This window comes from Stenotrophomonas sp. 704A1 (assembly GCF_030549525.1).
Lineage (GTDB): Bacteria > Pseudomonadota > Gammaproteobacteria > Xanthomonadales > Xanthomonadaceae > Stenotrophomonas > Stenotrophomonas tuberculopleuritidis.
In genome coordinates this window covers 688606-705473 of sequence record NZ_CP130831.1, presented here as the reverse complement: position 1 = coordinate 705473, position 16868 = coordinate 688606, and the positions used below count along the sequence as shown (strand labels likewise).

At 68.1% G+C, this 16868-nt stretch carries 17 protein-coding genes and 1 riboswitch; of the genes, 5 read left to right on the top strand and 12 right to left on the bottom strand.

The window, feature by feature from the left end; genetic code table 11:
• Positions 1 to 7: 7 nt before the first annotated feature.
• Positions 8 to 997, bottom strand: coding sequence for a fimbrial protein (locus Q5Z10_RS03165; protein ID WP_303637901.1), 990 nt, complete (start codon positions 995 to 997; stop codon positions 8 to 10).
• Between the two features lie 203 nt (positions 998 to 1200).
• Here Q5Z10_RS03165 and Q5Z10_RS03160 point away from each other — a divergent pair, with 203 nt between their 5' ends.
• Positions 1201 to 1713 (top strand): fimbrial protein, encoded by a 513-nt coding sequence (locus Q5Z10_RS03160; protein ID WP_303637900.1) that lies wholly within the window; start codon positions 1201 to 1203, stop codon positions 1711 to 1713.
• Positions 1714 to 1768: 55 nt separating this feature from the next.
• Positions 1769 to 2491 (top strand): fimbrial biogenesis chaperone, encoded by a 723-nt coding sequence (locus Q5Z10_RS03155; protein WP_303637899.1) that lies wholly within the window; start codon positions 1769 to 1771, stop codon positions 2489 to 2491.
• 58 nt (positions 2492 to 2549) lie between these two features.
• Here the strand turns inward: Q5Z10_RS03155 and thiL are convergent, their stop codons facing one another.
• From thiL to Q5Z10_RS03130, 5 genes are all read right to left on the bottom strand, one after another.
• Complete coding sequence (gene thiL, locus Q5Z10_RS03150) at positions 2550 to 3512, bottom strand: thiamine-phosphate kinase (RefSeq protein ID WP_303637898.1); 963 nt, start codon at positions 3510 to 3512, stop codon at positions 2550 to 2552.
• A 125-nt stretch (positions 3513 to 3637) separates the two neighbouring features.
• Positions 3638 to 4117: a transcription antitermination factor NusB gene (gene nusB / locus Q5Z10_RS03145; protein WP_303637897.1), complete on the bottom strand. Its 480-nt coding sequence runs from the start codon at positions 4115 to 4117 to the stop codon at positions 3638 to 3640.
• Entirely contained in the window at positions 4114 to 4581 is a 468-nt protein-coding gene (ribH, locus tag Q5Z10_RS03140) for a 6,7-dimethyl-8-ribityllumazine synthase (RefSeq protein WP_025876639.1), read from the bottom strand. The genes nusB and ribH overlap by 4 nt, the downstream gene beginning before the upstream one ends.
• A gap of 155 nt (positions 4582 to 4736) precedes the next feature.
• Positions 4737 to 5837 carry a 3,4-dihydroxy-2-butanone-4-phosphate synthase gene (gene ribB, locus Q5Z10_RS03135; RefSeq protein WP_303637896.1) on the bottom strand — a complete coding sequence of 367 codons (1101 nt, stop codon included), beginning with the start codon at positions 5835 to 5837 and terminating at the stop codon, positions 4737 to 4739.
• Positions 5834 to 6436, bottom strand: coding sequence for a riboflavin synthase (locus Q5Z10_RS03130; protein ID WP_303637895.1), 603 nt, complete (start codon positions 6434 to 6436; stop codon positions 5834 to 5836). Before Q5Z10_RS03130 ends, ribB begins: the two co-directional genes overlap by 4 nt.
• A 77-nt stretch (positions 6437 to 6513) precedes the next feature.
• Positions 6514 to 6658: riboswitch (FMN riboswitch) on the bottom strand.
• 229 nt (positions 6659 to 6887) lie between these two features.
• Here Q5Z10_RS03130 and Q5Z10_RS03125 point away from each other — a divergent pair.
• Both Q5Z10_RS03125 and Q5Z10_RS03120 read left to right on the top strand, forming a co-directional pair.
• The gene (locus Q5Z10_RS03125; RefSeq protein WP_303637894.1) at positions 6888 to 7511 is read left to right on the top strand and encodes a hypothetical protein; all 624 of its coding nucleotides are present in this window, start codon (positions 6888 to 6890) and stop codon (positions 7509 to 7511) included.
• A 261-nt stretch (positions 7512 to 7772) separates the two neighbouring features.
• A complete protein-coding gene (locus Q5Z10_RS03120) occupies positions 7773 to 8651 on the top strand; it encodes a hypothetical protein (RefSeq protein ID WP_303637893.1) in 879 nt (292 codons plus the stop codon).
• Between the two features lie 82 nt (positions 8652 to 8733).
• On the opposite strand, the gene ribD is transcribed toward Q5Z10_RS03120, so the two are convergent.
• From ribD to glyA, 6 genes are all read right to left on the bottom strand, one after another.
• Positions 8734 to 9819 (bottom strand): bifunctional diaminohydroxyphosphoribosylaminopyrimidine deaminase/5-amino-6-(5-phosphoribosylamino)uracil reductase RibD, encoded by a 1086-nt coding sequence (gene ribD, locus Q5Z10_RS03115; protein WP_303637892.1) that lies wholly within the window; start codon positions 9817 to 9819, stop codon positions 8734 to 8736.
• Positions 9820 to 9884: 65 nt separating this feature from the next.
• Positions 9885 to 10406, bottom strand: coding sequence for a transcriptional regulator NrdR (gene nrdR, locus Q5Z10_RS03110; protein WP_303637891.1), 522 nt, complete (start codon positions 10404 to 10406; stop codon positions 9885 to 9887).
• 94 nt (positions 10407 to 10500) lie between these two features.
• Complete coding sequence (locus Q5Z10_RS03105) at positions 10501 to 10944, bottom strand: hypothetical protein (RefSeq protein WP_303637890.1); 444 nt, start codon at positions 10942 to 10944, stop codon at positions 10501 to 10503.
• A 24-nt stretch (positions 10945 to 10968) separates the two neighbouring features.
• The gene (locus Q5Z10_RS03100) at positions 10969 to 11313 is read right to left on the bottom strand and encodes a hypothetical protein (RefSeq protein ID WP_303637889.1); all 345 of its coding nucleotides are present in this window, start codon (positions 11311 to 11313) and stop codon (positions 10969 to 10971) included.
• Positions 11306 to 11740 (bottom strand): hypothetical protein, encoded by a 435-nt coding sequence (locus tag Q5Z10_RS03095; protein ID WP_303637888.1) that lies wholly within the window; start codon positions 11738 to 11740, stop codon positions 11306 to 11308. The genes Q5Z10_RS03100 and Q5Z10_RS03095 overlap by 8 nt, the downstream gene beginning before the upstream one ends.
• Positions 11737 to 13005 carry a serine hydroxymethyltransferase gene (glyA, locus tag Q5Z10_RS03090; protein WP_303637887.1) on the bottom strand — a complete coding sequence of 423 codons (1269 nt, stop codon included), beginning with the start codon at positions 13003 to 13005 and terminating at the stop codon, positions 11737 to 11739. The genes Q5Z10_RS03095 and glyA overlap by 4 nt, the downstream gene beginning before the upstream one ends.
• Positions 13006 to 13290: 285 nt before the next feature.
• On the opposite strand from glyA, the gene Q5Z10_RS03085 reads away from it, so the two are divergent.
• The gene (locus Q5Z10_RS03085; protein ID WP_303637886.1) at positions 13291 to 16860 is read left to right on the top strand and encodes an autotransporter domain-containing protein; all 3570 of its coding nucleotides are present in this window, start codon (positions 13291 to 13293) and stop codon (positions 16858 to 16860) included.
• Positions 16861 to 16868: the final 8 nt, after the last annotated feature.

The window sequence follows — 16868 nt, the reverse complement described above, 5'->3', positions numbered from 1 at the left end:
CACCGGTTCATCGGTAGTCGGCGGTGAGCACCGCCTCGCCGCCGATGTCACCCGGCACCAATGCATCGCTGGTGCGCAGGTAGCGTGCGACGAAGGGCAGCGGCTGCACGCCGGCCGATGAATAGCCGTGGTTCCATTCGCGCCCCAATGCCAGCGGCGCGCCGGCCATCAGCAACTGCATGCGCACCCCGGATGCCGAGGAAGCGGCAGTGGGGGCCAGCACGCCGTCGGCGGCGTTGCTGCCACTGGCATCGTCCACGCGCAGGAACACATCCACATTGGCACTGGGGCAGTTCAACGGCACCTCGAAGGGCGTCTCCTCGGTGCTGTCACCGGGCGTGGCCAGCGCGGCGAAGGCTGCCGGGTCCAGGCTGACCGGGGTGTCGCTGATCGTGCAGGTGACTGGCCGCATCGGCAGGCCGAGTCGCACGTAATGACGCATGCTCTGCCCGGGGTCGCCTTCGACCGAGGAGGTGGCGAACCCGATGTCGGTGTCGGGGATGCCCTGCATGGCGCCGCCGCGTGCGAACAGCACGATCAACAGGGTGGCCGTGATCGGCGCAGGGGCGGCCAGCATGATGCCAGGGTTGCGGTTGCGGCCCAGCGCGACGGGCAACTGGCTGGTCTGGGCCCCGCCGGGCGTCTGCAGGTTGTGGAAGAACCCGATCAACGGCGAACGCGGGCCGAAACTATAGGCTGGGTAGGTGCGCCCGTTGTGTTCGATGTCACGCTCGTAGGTGAGCCCGGGGAAGGACAGATCGACATCGAAGGCAGTCTGTCCGGCGGTGCACGCGAAACTGTCGCTGATGTTGCCGCTGCCGCCGAGCGGGCCAAACCCGGCATCAGGCCGGTCGATGTTCGGCATCGCCCAGGAAAACACGAAGTGCTGGTCACCCGGATTGAGCCGCGTACAACTGGCATGCCCTGCCGCTGGCAGCAGCAGGGCGCACAGGACCAGCGCTGCGCGCAGGCGATGTGCATGCGATGAAGGTTTCATGAGACGTGGATGCACGGCGGGAAGGAGCGCGCAGTCTAGGAACCCGGCCCGGTGTATCCCATCGGATTAGTTGCAGTTGCCGCGCGTCACGCGCTGTTTGCAACTAATTGCATTGGCCCGCTGCGCCGTCGCGCGGACACTGCGGCGCACTGACCGGGCGCCCGCCGCCCGCAGTGATCCTTCCTGTCCAACGAGAGAACTCCATGTCCGCTACCCTGCGCCTGCTCGGCGTGGCATTGCTTGCTGCCGCCGCACCTTCGGCCTTCGCCGAGGAACTTGAAATCACCGGTGAACTGATGACCTCTACCTGCAGTGTCGCCTCCTCCGGTGGCACGGTGACGGTGCCGATGGGCCAGGTTGACCTGGCCTCGGTGAATGCCGGCACCCGCGCCGGCCAGAAGAACTTCAGCATCAGCCTGGACTGCACCGGCTCGGGCGCACCGCAGGACGTCGGCGTGCGTTTTGGCGGCACGCCCGATGGCAGCACCGGCAACCTGGCACTGACCGCTGCATCCATCGCGACCAACGTGGGCGTGGCGCTGTACGACGCCAGCGGCAACCACCAGAAGATCGGTGAGGACCCGGTCCAGTGGGTGACCATCGCTGCCGGCGGCAACGGCCAGCTGGACTACTCGGCCTGGTACGCCTCGCCGGCACAGAATGCGACCGCGGGCACCGCCAATGCGTCCGGCGATTTCGTGGTGCTGTACCGATAAACAGCGGCAGCCGGTCGGCGCGAGGCGCCGGCCGGCCGTTGCAACGAGGTGACCCATGAAATTTCCTGCATCCTTGTCTGTGGGCGCGCTGCTGTGCCTGGCCGCGGCCTTGCCGGCTTCGGCCGCGGTGACCCTGCAGGGCACCCGCGTGGTCCACGACCTGGGCAAGGGCCGCGATGTGACGGTCAGGGCCAACAACCGTGGCGAACGCCCGGCGATGACCCAGGTATGGATCGATGCCGGCGACAGCCAGGCACGCCCGGAACATGTGCGCACGCCGTTCCGCCTGACGCCTTCGGAGCCGCGGCTGCTGCAGCCGCAGCAGGGCCAGGCCTACCGCATCACCTACGCGCCGCGCCCGTCCGATGATCCACTGCCGAGCGACCGCGAGTCGGTGTTCTACTTCAACCTGCTGGATATTCCGCCCAAGCCCAGCGATGCGGCCGGCAGGAACCTGCTGCAGTTCGCGGTGCGCACGCGGGTGAAGCTGTTCCATCGTCCGGCCGGCCTGGCGGGCAGCCCGCGCGATGCCGCCGCGCAGCTGCAATGGCGGGCTGTCGGCGATGCGCTGCAGGTCAGCAATCCCAGCGCCTACCACGTGACCCTGAGCCGGCTGACACTGGCCGATGGCCGCAGTGTCGAGGTGGACATGATCGCGCCCGGCGCGCAGGTGACGCTGCCACTGCCGGCCGGTACCACCCTGCCGTCAGCCGTGACGTTCCAGTGGCTGGATGACTACGGCACGCCGCGCGATGCCGAGGCGACCGTCGTCCGTTGACCCGCACGCCACATGCTTCAGCAGCACGGTAGCGCCGGGCCCTGCCCGGCGTCATCGCTCAGGCGAAGTGCTGGTAGCCGCCGCTGCTGGCCTCGCCATCCACCTGCACGCCCTGCCCTTCGACAATGCGGCCGATGCGGGTCAGCGGCAGTTCCAGTGATTCGGCCAGATAGTGCAGCGCGTCGCGCTGGTCGGCGGCGGCGGTGAAACACAGTTCGTAATCGTCGCCACCGCGCAGCGCGCACTCGCGTGCGCCATCGCGGCCCAGCAGCGCGCGCAGGGCCGGCGATATCGGCAACAGGTCGGCATCCACTTCGGCACCGACGCCACTGCGTGCAGCGATATGGCCGAGGTCGGCCAGCAGGCCATCGGACACATCCACCGCCGCATGCGCGAACGCGCGCAGACGCAGGCCCAGCGTCACCCGCGGCGTCGGTCGCAACAGGCGCAGGCGCAGGTGTTCGTAGTCGGCCAGCAGGGTTGCCGTGCCCACATCCAACGCGTTCTGCTGCCACAGGCGCAGCGCACCGGCGGCGTCGCCGAGCGTGCCACTGACCCAGATGTCATCACCCACCTGCGCACGTTCGCGGCGCAGCGCCTGGCCGCGGGCGACCTGGCCCATCGCGGTGACCGACAGCGACAGCGGGCCGCGCGTGGTGTCGCCGCCGATCAAGGCGATGTCGTGCTGGTCGGCCAGTGCGAAGAAGCCATCGGCGAAGGCTTCGATCCAGTCTTCGCTCGATTCGGGCAGCGACAGCGCCAGCGTGCACCAGGCCGGGCGCGCGCCCATCGCGGCCAGATCGGACAGGTTGACCGCCAGGGTTTTCCAGCCGATGTCGAAGGCAGCGGTTTCATGCGGAAAATGCACGCCGCTGTTGAGCGTATCGGCGGTGACCACCAGTTGCTCGTTGGCACGCGGCTGCAGCAGCGCGGCGTCGTCGCCAATGCCGAGCAGGATGTCATCGCGCTCGGCGGTGCGGGCGCGGATGCGGTCGATGAGGGCGAATTCGGCCAGGGACATGGGGCGGTCTGCTGTCATGTAGAGCCGAGCCATGCCCGGCTGCAGTTTAATCGCGCGCCGCACTACCGGACGCAACCGTGCGCTGCACGGCAAGCCGAGCATGGCTCGGCTCTACAGGAACCGGGTCAGTGACCCGATTCGACCTTGCGCCATTCCACGGCGGCACGGTCCAGTACGCCGTTGACGTAGGTGTGGCCGTGCTCGGAACCGAAGCGCTTGGCCGATTCGATGGCTTCGTTGATCACCACGCGGTACGGCACGTCCAGGCGGTAGCGCAGCTCGTAGCCGGCCAGGCGCAGCACCGCGCGTTCAATCGCATCCACTTCGTCGATGCCACGGTCCAGGTACGGCGCGAAGGCTTCATCGATGTCGCGGCGGTTGTCCAGCACGCCGTGCATCAGGGCTTCGAAGTAGGCCAGATCGGCGATTTCGCGGGCCTGCTCATGGGCGAACTGGGCGATCAGCGACTGCGCGTTGCCGCCGGAGATCTGCCAGGCGTAGATGGCCTGCACGGCACGGCGGCGCGCGCGCGAGCGCAGCACCGGATCGACGCCATCGCGGCGGACGGGTTTACCGGAGGGCTTGCCCTGGGTGTTCTTGTTCATGGCAGTTGCTCCAGCAGGTTGACCATTTCCAGTGCGGCGAGTGCGACTTCCTCGCCTTTGTTGCCGTGGCTGCCGCCGGCACGTGCCTCGGCATCCTCCACCCGTTCCACCGCCAGCACGCCGTTCAGCACCGGCACGCCGAAGTCCAGCTGCACGCGCATCAGGCCTTCGGCGCAGCGGTCGGCCACGTGTTCGTAGTGGCGGGTATCGCCGCGGATCACGCAGCCGAGGGTGAGGATGGCAGCGTGTTCATGGGCCGCAGCCAGGCGCGCGGCGACCAGCGGCAGCTCCCAGGCACCCGGCACGCGGATCACGTCGATGTTGGCTTCGGCAATGCCGTTGCCGGCCAGGCTCTGGCGGGCGCCAGCGACCAGCACGTCGGTGATGCGGGCGTTCCAGCGGCTGGCCAGGATGGCGAAGCGCGCCGACTCGGGAGTGCGAAGATCGCCTTCGTAGTGGCTCATATGCGGCTTGGGGGTTCGATAAGGGGGTGATTCTACCGTGGATGGGCCCCGGCCGTGGCTGGCGGGGGCCGGGGGATCCGCCGGGCATGGCCCGGCGCTACCGGTTGGGGCACCGCTGCGCTCGCCGGGCATGGCCCGGCGATGCCGGGCGACGATTAGAGGGTGACCGTCTCCACCACTTCCAGGCCGTAGCCGGCCAGGCCGACCTGGCGGCGCGGGGTGCCCAGCACGCGCAGCTTGCCCAGGCCCAGGTCGGACAGGATCTGCGCACCGGCGCCGTTGCGGCGCCACTGGCCCACGTCCTTGTCCTTGCCCGGCACCACCGGGGCCGGCTGCTGGCGCAGGCGGGCCAGCAGGGCCTCGCCATCGCGCGGGGCCGACAGCACCACCATCACGCCGGCGCCTTCGGCGTCGATGGCGCGCAGTGCATCGGTGGCGGCCACGCCGAAATCATCGCGACGCCAGTGCAGCAGATCGGCCAGCGGGTTCTCCACCTGCACACGTACCAGGGTCGGGGTATCCGCATCCGGCGTGCCGCGCACCAGCGCGAAATGCACGTCGTGAGCGATGCGGTCGCGGTAGGTGACCAGCGTGAACGGGCCGAACTCGGTGTCGATCTCACGCTCGTCGACACGCTCGACGGTCTTTTCGGTGGCCAGGCGGTAGGCGATCAGGTCGGCGATGGAACCCATCTTCAGGCCATGCTCGCGGGCGAACACTTCCAGCTCCGGTCGGCGCGCCATGCTGCCATCCGGATTGAGGATCTCCACCAGCACGCCGGCCGGTTCCAGCCCGGCCAGCATGGCCAGGTCGACGCCGGCTTCGGTGTGGCCGGCACGGGTCAGCACGCCACCCGGCTGGGCGATCAGCGGGAAGATGTGGCCCGGCTGGTGCAGATCGGCCGGCCTGGCATTCGGCTTCACCGCAGTGCGGATGGTGCGCGCGCGATCGTGTGCCGAGATGCCGGTGGTGACACCCTCGGCGGCCTCGATGCTGACGGTGAAGTTGGTCTGGAACTGCGCGGTATTGGCCTGCACCATCGGCGCCAGGCCGAGGTCGGCGGCGCGGGTACGGGTCAGCGGCAGGCACACCAGGCCACGGCCGTGGGTGACCATGAAGTTGATGTCGCTGGCCTTGACCAGCTCGGCAGCCATGATCAGGTCGCCTTCGTTCTCGCGGTCTTCGTCATCGACGATGACGACCATGCGGCCCTGGCGGATGTCTTCCAGGATGTCCGGAATCGGGGCGAAATTCATGCGCGTGCTCCTTCGCCCAGCAGGCGCTCGACATAACGGGCGACCAGGTCGATTTCCAGGTTCACTGCGCTGCCCACGCCCGAGGCGGAGAACGCCGTGTTGGCCACGGTGTGCGGGATCAGTGCCACTTCAAAGCCTTCCTCGTCCACTTCGTTGACGGTGAGGCTGACCCCGTCCACGCAGATCGAGCCCTTCTTGGCGATGTAGCGGCGCAGCGCGGCCGGCGCGGCGAAACGCCAGCGCTGGGCACGTGCATCTTCGTGGATGGCCAGCACCTGGCCGAGGCCATCGACGTGGCCGCTGACCAGGTGGCCGCCGAGGCGGTCGGTCGGGCGCATGGCACGTTCGAGGTTGATGACCGCCCCTTCGCCCAGCTGGCCCAGCGTGGTCAGGCCCAGGGTTTCGGTGGACGCATCGGCCTGGAAGCTGCTGGCGTCGAAAGCGATGACGGTGAGGCACACGCCGTTGATGGCGATGCTCTCGCCCATCTGCACGTGGTCGAACGACAGGTTGCCGACGTTGAAGGTGAAGCGGACATCGCCGCCGATGGATTCGCGTGCAGCCAGACGGCCGACGCCTTCGATGATTCCAGTAAACAAGAAACGTTCTCCGCGAAAAGTGAGCGAAAAACGCCGCAAGGCAAACAGGCGGGCACAGGGCCGCAAAGGCCCTGGAGCACCGTCTTCTTTCATCCGGACTATACCGTCGGCTCCGGCATCGGACCGGATCTGCTGACCCCCGGCGTAAGGCCGGGGCGCTCGCGGGCTCGTGCTTGCGCACCTACCGCCGGTGGGGAATCGCACCCCGCCCTGAAGACGTTTGTATACCGGCGAACCGGCGCGCGTAGTGTAGCAGCCCGCTGGCCGGCGCCGGGACGGCCCCGGCCAGCGCCGTTCAGATGTGACCGGGGTCGCGCAATGGCGCGCGCAAGGCCGCAGGTGACTGGCCTTTCGTAAAACTTTCATTAAACTCAGCGCTCGGACGACATGAGGTCGCCACGGACTGCCGCCAAGGTGGGCCGCCAATGGACTGAAATTCACGGGAATTCCCATGCGCAAGATCCTGATCGTGGCCGGCCTGCTGGCTGCCGCTCCGTTCTCGGCCTCGGCCGATGCCCTCAGCTACACCTACGTTGAAGGCGGCTGGACCCAGGTCCAGACCGACGATGAAGTCTTCGATGACCCGAAGCTGGACGGCGGCTACATCCGCGGTTCGGTCGCGCTGGCCGAGCAGGTGCACGTGTTCGGTGGCTGGACCCAGACCAGCAAGACCCAGCACTACAGCGACGGCTCGATCAAGTTCGAACTGAACCAGCCGGAGCTGGGCATCGGCTACCACATGCCGTGGAGCGACCGCGTCGACTTCACCGCCGACATCGCCTGGGTGCGCCAGAACGCCGAAGTGACCGTCAAGATCGATGACCTGGGCAGCGGCAAGGGCAAGGACCACACCAACCTGGTGCGCGGCACCATGGGCGTGCGTGGCAAGCCCTCGCGCATGACCGAAGCCTGGATCAAGGCCGGTTACATGGACGGCGGCAACGAATTCAAGGGCACCTGGGTCGGCACCGTCGGCGGCCAGATCAACTTCACCAAGACCTGGGGTCTGGTGGGCGAGATCTCCGGCTACCGCGACGTCACCCAGTACTCGGCCGGCGTGCGCGCCAGCTTCTGATTGCTCGATCCTCGTCGTGCGATCGAACGGGCTCCGCAAGGGGCCCGTTTTTTTTTTGGGCTGCCTTTTCAGACAAATTGCATGGTGTCCGGCAGGCCACTGCCCCAGGCTGCTGTTCTTTCCCCTTCCGGATGGAAGATGCCGGCCTACCGCCTCCCCCCTGCTGCTGTGCCGGCCTGTACGGGCAGGCCATTGAACCTGCATGCAGATGCGCTAGTCTTTCGCGCTTCTGCACTACCCCACTGGAAACGGAACACCGTCATGAAGACTCCCCTGCGCACCCTGCTCGCCAGCGCCCTGCTGTGTGCCCCCGTGTTCGCCACCGCCGCGCCGGCGCTGACGCCCGAACAATCGCTGGACCTGTACGCACGCGTGCTGATTGAAGACGATGCCGCTGCCGCGCGCACGCTCAACGATGCCCTGCGCAGCGCCCACGACGGCAAGGACGCGGTGACGCCCACGCCGGGCGCGCTGGCCAAGGCCCTGGCCGAACCGTGGATGGCGCTGCAGGCCAGCACCGGCGGTACGGCCGATGCAGCCGCGACCGAAGCGCTGTACGCCAAGGTGCTGAAGGCATCGACGTGCCGCGCCACCGGCAGCACTGTCGAAGACAACGAGTACGTGGACGGGCAGAAGATCGCCACGGTCGATTTCAGCTGCAAGGTGGTGGACCTGGACAGCGTGCGGCCGTTGTTCGCCGCCAGCATGACCGGTGATGACCCTGCCGCCCGCAGCCGCTTCATCGATGCCTACACGCAGGCGCTGAAGAACGGCACCCAGCGCACGGTGAAGGGCAGCCAGAAGCTGTACTCCGGTGCAGAGCAGGCGTACTGGTTCAGCGGCAGCTTCGACGAGCTGGTCACCCCCGTGCTGGAAGCACTCGCCCCGTTCCAGCTGTGGATGGAAGATGCCGAAGCCGCCAAGGCGCCGAAGGTGACCGGGGTACCGGGCTGTGACCTGCTGCTGCAGCAGCACCGCAGCTGCGTGGCGAAGATCGCCCCGGACCAGATCAGCGGCGTGGATGCGATGGCCGAAGAACTGAAGGCCAAGGCGCAGGTGATGTCGGCCGAGGAGATGACGCAGCAATGCAAGGCGCTGCGGCCGGTGGCCGAGATGATGTGGACCGACGAATGCGCGTAAGCCGGTAACCTCTTCGCGATGGATCCACGCCCCGCGTGGATCGGCAACACGGCGCCGACCGCGGTCGGCGCCAACCGGCGCGTTACGCGCGCAGCAGCAGGCGCAGGTCGTCGCCGACCTGGCGCTGGTCGACCACGCGCAATCGACGCTGCTGGTCCATTGCTGCGATGCCCAGGCCCGCCAGCAGCGGGCGGCCCAGGTCACCCAGCAGCGTAGGCGCCTGGTAGAGCAGCAGCTCGTCGACCCAGCCACCGCGCAGCAACGCACCGGCCAACGTCGCGCCGGCCTCGGTATGCACCTCGTTGATGCCGCGTTCGGCCAGCAGTGCCAGCACCGCACCCAGATCGAGGTGGCCATGGCGCACCGCCACGCTGGCGAAGGCGGCGTCGGCCGCATCAGGAGGACTGACGATCGCATTGTGCAGATAGAGCGTCGGCGCCCCGCCCTCGCGCACGCGGCGGCATTCCAGCGAGCGCAGGCGCGAATCGAGCACCACGCGCAGTGGCGGCATCACCTCGGTGTCCGGCAGGCGTACGGTCAGCATCGGGTCGTCGGCCAACACGGTATCGGCACCGGTCAGGATCGCACCGGCACGTGCCCGCCAGTGCTGCACGTCTTCGCGCGCGGCCGCGCCGGTGATCCACTTCGAACTGCCATCGGCCATCGCGGTGCGGCCATCCAGGCTCGCGGCCAGCTTCACCCGCAGCCATGGGCGGTTGCGCTCCACCCGCGACAGGAAGCCCTTGTTGAGCTCGCGCGCCTGCGTGGCCATCAGCCCCTCGGCGACGTCGATGCCGGCGCTGCGCAGCAGATCGAAGCCCCCGCCATCGACCTTCGGGAACGGATCGCGCATCGCCGCAACCACCCGCGATACACCGGCCTCGATCAGCGCCAATGCGCACGGTGGGGTGCGGCCGTAGTGCGCGCAGGGCTCCAGGGTGACGTAGGCGGTGGCACCGCGTGCCTTGCTGCCGGCCTCGCGCAGCGCGAACACTTCGGCGTGCGGCCCACCGGCGCGCTGGTGCCAGCCCTGCCCGACCACGCGCTCGCCGTGGGCGATCACGCAGCCGACCATCGGGTTGGGGCGGGTGGTATAGGCGGCACGCTCGGCCAAGCGCAGTGCGTTGGCCATGTGCAGGTGGTCGAGGACGGAGAACGTTGCAGTCATGCCGCCATGGTAGCGCTGTCGATCGCGCCGGGCATGTCGATCCACGCCCAGCGTGGACCAGGGCGTCAGCCCTTCTTCTTCTTGGTCAGGGCGATCACATCGCCCAGCAGCTGCAGCTGTTCGGTGCTGGCCGGCAGGTCGCGCTCGAGCTTCTCGATCTCCTCGCGGAAATCGGCCACGTCCTCGAAACTGCGGTACACCGAGGCGAACCGCACATAGCCCACATGGTCGAGCTTGCGCAGTTCACTCATCACGAACTCGCCCACCTTGATCGAAGGCACTTCGCGTTCGCCGCTGATGCGCAGCTGGTGGACCACCGCACGCACCGCCGCTTCGATCTTTTCTTCGGGCACCGCGCGCTTCTGCAGCGCGCGATCGAAGCCGGCGCGCACCTTGCGCGGATCGAAGGCTTCACGCGTGCCATCGCTCTTGACGATGGCCGGCAGCTTCAATTCAACGGTTTCCAGGGTGCTGAAGCGCTCGTTGCAGGCCTCGCACTCACGCCGACGGCGAATCGTCGCGCCGTCTTCGGAGACGCGCGAGTCGATGACCCGGGTATCGGCATGTTGGCAGAAGGGGCAGTGCATGGAACGCCTGGCTCAGGAAAGAACGTCATGCCATGGTCATGGCAGCGTCGCAAAGGTACCTGAGAGCGGCTATTGCAGCAAATACGGGCGACGCTCAGCCTTGCGCGGCAAGGGCCGGCCCGCGGCGCAGCCAGACCAGGTGCGCAGACGGCAACAGCAACGGCGCGCCCAGCAGCAGATAGCCCAGCACCTGCCAGGGGCTGCCGGCGAACAGGCTGAACAGCACCACGCCGACCACGCCCAGCGCGGCCAACGCGCCAAGCAACAGGCCGATCCACGGCAGCACCGATGACCGCCACAGGCCCTCGCGGCCACGGCGCAGATAGCGCAGGCTCAACCACAGCCAGGCCAGCAAGCCGGCAAGCCCTGCGCTGGCCCACACCACCAGCACCGCGCCTTCCACGCCCCCCATCAGGCTGTGCCGGGTCAGGAAGGTATGGATGCCGAAGCCGGCGACGCCGCCGCCGGCGACCAGCGCGGGCAGGCCCAACAGCACGCTCTGGGCGATATACAGACGTTTGTGCGTGCGCTCATCCATGCGTCTGGTGCTTCCTGGTGGGTTTCATGGGCGTGGCCGCAGCCAGCAGAGCATGCCGGCCGGGACCAGCAGTGACGGCCCGGCCAGCAGCAGCGCGTGCCACTGCGCGCGGCTGCGGACGCGCAGTGCACTGCGTCCGGCGAACAGGTATCCACCGCTGAGGTCGAGCCACGCGAGACAGCCGGCAAGGCCGGCGATTCCCCACACCAGCATCAACGCCTGGCCGGGCAATGCGACCGTGCCGTCGGCAAGGGACAGCACGCTTCCGGCCATGCCGATCACCGCCATCGCCCCGCCAAACAGCACGCTGGGCGCCCCCGGCAGCACCGCCAGCGCGGCGTACACCAGGCGTTGTCGGCGGTCACTCACACGCTGCCCGGTGTCGGCCCCGCCACTGCTGCAGCCACAGGATCGCGGTCGGAACCAGCACCGGCGGACCGGCCAGCAGCAGCATCGCGTCATCGCTGTGATCGAACGCGACCACACCGACCAGCGCGAGCGCAGCTGCGGTGCCCATCGCCAACAGCCACCACCACGCAGGATGGGCTGCGCGGAGCCCTGCCCGCGCGGCCGTACACCAGGCCCAGCTCAGGCGCACCCAGGCCAGCAGCCCAAGCAGGCCTGCCAGACCCCACGCCGTCATCAATGGCGGTGCGGGCAGTCCACCATGGGCTGGCTCGCTCACCCCGACCACCACCCCCAGCCCCGCCAGCGTGGTGCCGAGAACCAGACCGGGCAACCCGAACAGGGTCGCCACGGTCAGGTAGAACCGGCGCTGGTCCAGCAGATCGATCAACCGTAGACCGGATACTTGCGGCACTGCGCGCTGACGGCGTCGCGCACGCGGGCGATGACGGCGTCATCGTTCGGTGCGTCGAGCACGTCGGCGATCCAGTTGGCCAGGTCCACGCAGTCCTGCTCCAGGTAACCGCGGGTGGTCACCGCCGGGGTACCCAGGCGCAGGCCCGAGGTCACGAACGGCGAACGCGGGTCGTTCGGCACCGAGTTCTTGTTGACGGTGATGTGGGCCTTGCCCAGCGCGGCTTCCGCGTCCTTGCCGGACACGTCCTTGCCGATCATGTCGACCAGCATCAGGTGGTTTTCGGTACCGCCGGAGACGATCTTGTAGCCGCGCGCGATCAGCGTCTTCGCCATCGCCTGGGCGTTCTTCACCACCTGCTGCTGGTAGGCCTTGAAGCCCGGTTCCAGCGCTTCCTTGAAGGCCACCGCCTTGCCGGCGATGACGTGCATCAGCGGACCGCCCTGGATGCCCGGGAACACGATCGACTGCAGCTTCTTGACCAGGTCTTCGTCGGCGCCCTTGGCGACGATGATGCCGCCGCGCGGACCGCGCAGGGTCTTGTGGGTGGTCGAGGTGACCACGTGCGCATGCTCCAGCGGGCTCGGGTAGACGCCTGCGGCGACCAGGCCGGCAACGTGGGCCATGTCCACGAACAGGTAGGCACCGACCTTGTCGGCGATGGCGCGGAAGCGCGCCCAGTCGACCACCTGCGAATAGGCCGAGAAGCCGGCCACGACCATCTTCGGCTTGTGCTTCAGGGCCAGGCGCTCGACTTCGTCGTAATCGATCAGGCCCTGGTCGTTCACACCGTACTGCACGGCGTTGAACAGCTTGCCCGAGGCGTTGACCTTGGCACCGTGGGTGAGGTGGCCGCCGTGGGCCAGGCTCATGCCGAGGATGGTGTCACCCGGCTGCAGCAGGGCGAAGTACACCGCCTGGTTGGCCTGCGAGCCGCTGTGCGGCTGCACGTTGGCGTACATATCGTCTGTGGAGCCGGCGCCGAACAGCTGCTTGAGGCGGTCGATCGCCAGCTGCTCGGCGATGTCCACGTATTCGCAGCCACCGTAGTAGCGCTTGCCTGGGTAGCCTTCGGCGTACTTGTTGGTCAGCTGGCTGCCCTGGGCTTCCATCACCGCCGGGCTGGTGTAGTTCTCGCTGGCGATCAGCTCGACGTGGTCTTCCTGGCGCTGGGTTTCGGCGGCGATGGCCTTGGCCAGTTCGGGATCGTAGGTTTCGATGCGGACGTCACGCGGGAACATCGGTCACTCCAGGCAGTAGGGGGACAGCGGGCCCGTGATTGTAAGCGCGCAGGGGGGCGGCCGCGACCGCGCCCAACGGGGCTTGGCGCAGCTGACATGGCATGATGGGCTGGCCCTGCTGCGTGCCGTGGATGGGCACGGCTGCCCGGGACAACGCCTCAGGAAATGAATCCCATCTCATGAATTGTGATTCATGCCCCTGAAATCCTTAACGATTTAGGCTAGCAGACCTAAAGCCCACGGGATCGCCGCCGATACGCCCTGTCCAAACAGGGGAAAAATCGCGTGATCCATTCGTTTCACAGCTGCAGGCCTGCATTGACGCCGGCCCGTCGTCGTACCTCCGCCACCGCACGCCGCGCCTCACTGCTCTCGCTGGCCGTTGGCCTGGCCATCAGCGCCGGAGCGCAGGCAGTCAATACCGTTCGCACCGCCGATGGTGACTGGTACGACGCGCCAAGCTGGACCGCCGGTGTGCCCAATGACACCACCAACTACGCCTACATCGACGGCTACACCGTTGGCCTGACCACCGCCGATACCAAGTCCTGGCATGTCTACCTCGGCAGCTCCGCCGATGCCGTGCTGGATGTCTCCGGTGCGGGCGGCTTGACCACGGCCACCGCCACGCTGGGCGTTGCCGCTGGACACAAGGGCATTGCCATCGTCCACGGCGCAGGCGCTTCGTGGAAGATCAACTATGACATTGGCGTGGGGCACGAAGGCAGCGGCGAACTGTCCGTGCTGGGCGGCGGCCACCTGTACACGAAGAACGCCTGGGTCGGCTCGATGGCGGGCAGCGATGGCTTTGCGATGACCGATGGGGCCGGTTCGCTGTGGGAAGCAGACACGATCTACATCGGCAATGCGGGCACTGGCCGCGTGCAGATCAGCAATGGCGGCAAGGTCAACAGCAACAGGACACTGATCGGCAACGTTGCCAACAGTGAGGGACTGTTGCAGGTGGCCCAGGCCGGATCGGAGATGGCGACCGGCACCCTTGGGGTCGGCGTGCACGGCCAGGGTGAGATGATGGTGATGGGAGGCGCTGTCGTCAGCAGCGATTCGGCCACCGTCGGTGATACGGGCGGCACGGGCACGGTCACCGTCAACAACACGGGCTCGCGCTGGTACAACAATGGCCTGCTGACCGTGGGTCGCGACGGGACCGGCGTGCTGTCCGTCTACAACGGGGCCGGCGTCTATTCCAGCGGCCTGGTGATGGCCGAACAGGGCGGCAACGCGACCCTGACCATCGGCAGCGACGGCGGCATGAACACCACCGGTGCGCAGACCGTGATCGGCAGGAGCGGGCATGCCACGGCCAACATCTCCAGCCGGTTCTTCGCCAGCGCTGTGACCCTGGGCGAAGCTGCGGGCAGCCAGGGGCTTGTGCAGCTGAGCGGCGCCAGCGGCGAATGGATCAGCGACGCGTTGACACTGGGCGATGCCGGACTCGGCCGCTTCACGGTGAGTGGCGGCGCTTCGGCGACCGTGACTGGTTCGATCCAGCTGGCAACGGCAGCCGGCAGCGAAGGCAAGCTGGTGGTGGGCAACAACGGCGTGCTCGTGGTGGGTGACAGCACCTCGCTGCTGACCTCCATCAGCACCGGCGCCGGTACCGGCGAACTGCAGCTGTCCGGCGGCGTGCTTCGCAATCCGGGGTGGCTCACGGTTTCCAGCAACATGCTGGTGACCGCCGATTCGCAGCTGGATGCGATCGGCAACCTCGACATCCAGGGCAACATCAGCGGTCGTGGTGGCCTGGCGAAAACCGGCGCCGGCGTGCTGATGCTCAAGGGTGACAACACCTTTGCCGGCGACCTGGCCATCAACCAGGGCACGCTGTCCCTGGGCGGCAACCAGGCCGCCGGCAACGGTCGCCTGATCTTCGCCGACGGCACGTCGCTGGGCATGGTCAACATGACCACGCTTGCCAACAGCGTCCGCCTGTTGGGCACCACCGATGTGCACATTGCCGGCAGTGACAGCGTGACCTTTGCCGGCGGCGTAAGTGGCGCGGCTACGACGGTGCTGGAAAAGCACGACAGCGGCGAGCTGGTGCTGGACAGCACCCCGTTCGCCGGCCGGGTCCGCGTGCTGGGCGGCAGCGTGCGCGCGGTCGGCAATGCGCTGCCGACCGGCAACATCGAAATCGGCAGCGCAGGTGTCTTCCAGACCGATACCACCCGCGTGCTGACCTATGCAGGCCAGCTGAGTGGCAGCGGCGTGCTGCGCCAGGGCCGGCATTACCTGGCCCTGACCGGCGACAGCAGCGCCTTCCGCGGCACGGCCTGGGTGAGCGAAGGCCAGCTGCAGGTGGATGGCCTGCTGGGTGGCCAGGTCACGCTGGACCAGGGGGCCTGGTTGACCGGCCGTGGCAGCGTTGGCGGTGTGCAGTTGCTGTCCGGCAGCGTGTTGTCGCCAGGCAGTGCGACGGCGGGTGGCATCGGCCAGCTGCAGGTCACCGGCGATCTGGCGTTCGACCGCAGCAGCCAGTACCGGGTGGAGGTGAGCGCCAACGGCATCAGTGACCACACCTTGGTGACCGGCACTGCGACGCTGGGCAATGCCAGCACGCTGGCAGTGGCCGCCGAAGGCGACTGGCAGGCCTCGACCCGCTACACCGTGCTGACCGCCAACGGCGGTGTGGCCGGGGTATTCACCGGCGCCAGCAGCACCCTGGCCTTCCTGGCGCCGACCCTGGACTACGACGCCAACCACGTCTACCTGACGATGCAGCGCAACGACATCGCGATGCCGGACGTTGAACTGGCCTTCCCGGATGTGGTGGTGAACAGCAACCAGAAGGCCGTGGCCGGCGCGGTGGAAGCGCTGGGCAATGGCAACGAGGTGTATGACGCGGTGGTGCGACTGGAGGTGGCCGATGTGGTGCCCGCCTTCGACAGCCTGTCCGGCGAGATCCACGCGGCCAGCCGCGGCGCCCTGCTGCAGAACCGCTTCTTGCACGATGGCGTCGACCGCCATCTGGATGGCGCGGCGATGGCCGGGCAGATCGCTCCGGGCGTGCGCGCGTGGGTGGCCGGCAGCGGCAGCCAGCGCCGTACCGATGCCAGCGCGCAGAACGCCGGGCTGCGCACCGCACAGCATGGGCTGATGGCCGGTGCCGGCTGGCTGTTCGGTGATGCGCTGGAACTGGGCGTGGCCGCAGGCCAGCAGCAGCTGGTCAGCCGCCTGGTCCAGCGCGATGCACGCGCCGAGACCGACAGCACCGAGTACGGCGTGTACGGCCAGTACCGCTGGCAGGGCCTGAGCCTGCGTGCGGGCGTCAGCCGCGCCGACTACCGCACCGACAGCACCCGCACCGCGCAGGTGGGCAGCACGCTCTCAGAAGGCCTGGCCGCGCGCGAAGATGCCACCGGCACCACCGCTTTCCTGCGCGCCGGTTGGACCTTCGGCGGGCCGCGCCTGCAGCTGACCCCGGAACTGGAACTGGCACAGGTGCGCCTGCGCAGCGACGGCAGCCAGGAACACGGCGGGCACAGTGCCCTGCAGCTGGATGGCCAGACCGCCCGCTACCGCACCGGCCTGGCCGCGCTGCGCGCGGACTGGGACATCAGCGGCGGCCAGCGTGACCGTGCGGCGCTGACCGCGCGCGTGGGCTGGCAGGTGGCCGGCGGTGACCGCTTGCCGCAGGCCACTGCGCGGTTCGTGGAAGGTGCGCAGGACTTCAGCATCGCCGCCGCACCGCTGGCCCGCCGCAGCGCGCTGGCCCAGTTCGGCGTGGCGGTCAGCCCGACCGGCAACAGCCGCCTGTCGCTGCAGATGCAGGGGCAGCGCGGTGGTGGCCAGCGCGATGTCGGCGCACAGCTGGATCTGTCGGTGGCGTTCTAAGCGCTGGA

What these genes read in the sequence shown, in the direction of transcription:
- Q5Z10_RS03165 (WP_303637901.1), bottom strand. Translation starts at nt 997, where the DNA reads ATGAAACCTTCATCGCATGCACATCGCCTGCGCGCAGCGCTGGTCCTG.
- Q5Z10_RS03160 (WP_303637900.1), top strand. Translation starts at nt 1,201, where the DNA reads ATGTCCGCTACCCTGCGCCTGCTCGGCGTGGCATTGCTTGCTGCCGCC.
- Q5Z10_RS03155 (WP_303637899.1), top strand. Translation starts at nt 1,769, where the DNA reads ATGAAATTTCCTGCATCCTTGTCTGTGGGCGCGCTGCTGTGCCTGGCC.
- thiL (WP_303637898.1), bottom strand. Translation starts at nt 3,512, where the DNA reads ATGTCCCTGGCCGAATTCGCCCTCATCGACCGCATCCGCGCCCGCACC.
- nusB (WP_303637897.1), bottom strand. Translation starts at nt 4,117, where the DNA reads ATGAACAAGAACACCCAGGGCAAGCCCTCCGGTAAACCCGTCCGCCGC.
- ribH (WP_025876639.1), bottom strand. Translation starts at nt 4,581, where the DNA reads ATGAGCCACTACGAAGGCGATCTTCGCACTCCCGAGTCGGCGCGCTTC.
- ribB (WP_303637896.1), bottom strand. Translation starts at nt 5,837, where the DNA reads ATGAATTTCGCCCCGATTCCGGACATCCTGGAAGACATCCGCCAGGGC.
- Q5Z10_RS03125 (WP_303637894.1), top strand. Translation starts at nt 6,888, where the DNA reads ATGCGCAAGATCCTGATCGTGGCCGGCCTGCTGGCTGCCGCTCCGTTC.
- Q5Z10_RS03120 (WP_303637893.1), top strand. Translation starts at nt 7,773, where the DNA reads ATGAAGACTCCCCTGCGCACCCTGCTCGCCAGCGCCCTGCTGTGTGCC.
- ribD (WP_303637892.1), bottom strand. Translation starts at nt 9,819, where the DNA reads ATGACTGCAACGTTCTCCGTCCTCGACCACCTGCACATGGCCAACGCA.
- nrdR (WP_303637891.1), bottom strand. Translation starts at nt 10,406, where the DNA reads ATGCACTGCCCCTTCTGCCAACATGCCGATACCCGGGTCATCGACTCG.
- Q5Z10_RS03105 (WP_303637890.1), bottom strand. Translation starts at nt 10,944, where the DNA reads ATGGATGAGCGCACGCACAAACGTCTGTATATCGCCCAGAGCGTGCTG.
- glyA (WP_303637887.1), bottom strand. Translation starts at nt 13,005, where the DNA reads ATGTTCCCGCGTGACGTCCGCATCGAAACCTACGATCCCGAACTGGCC.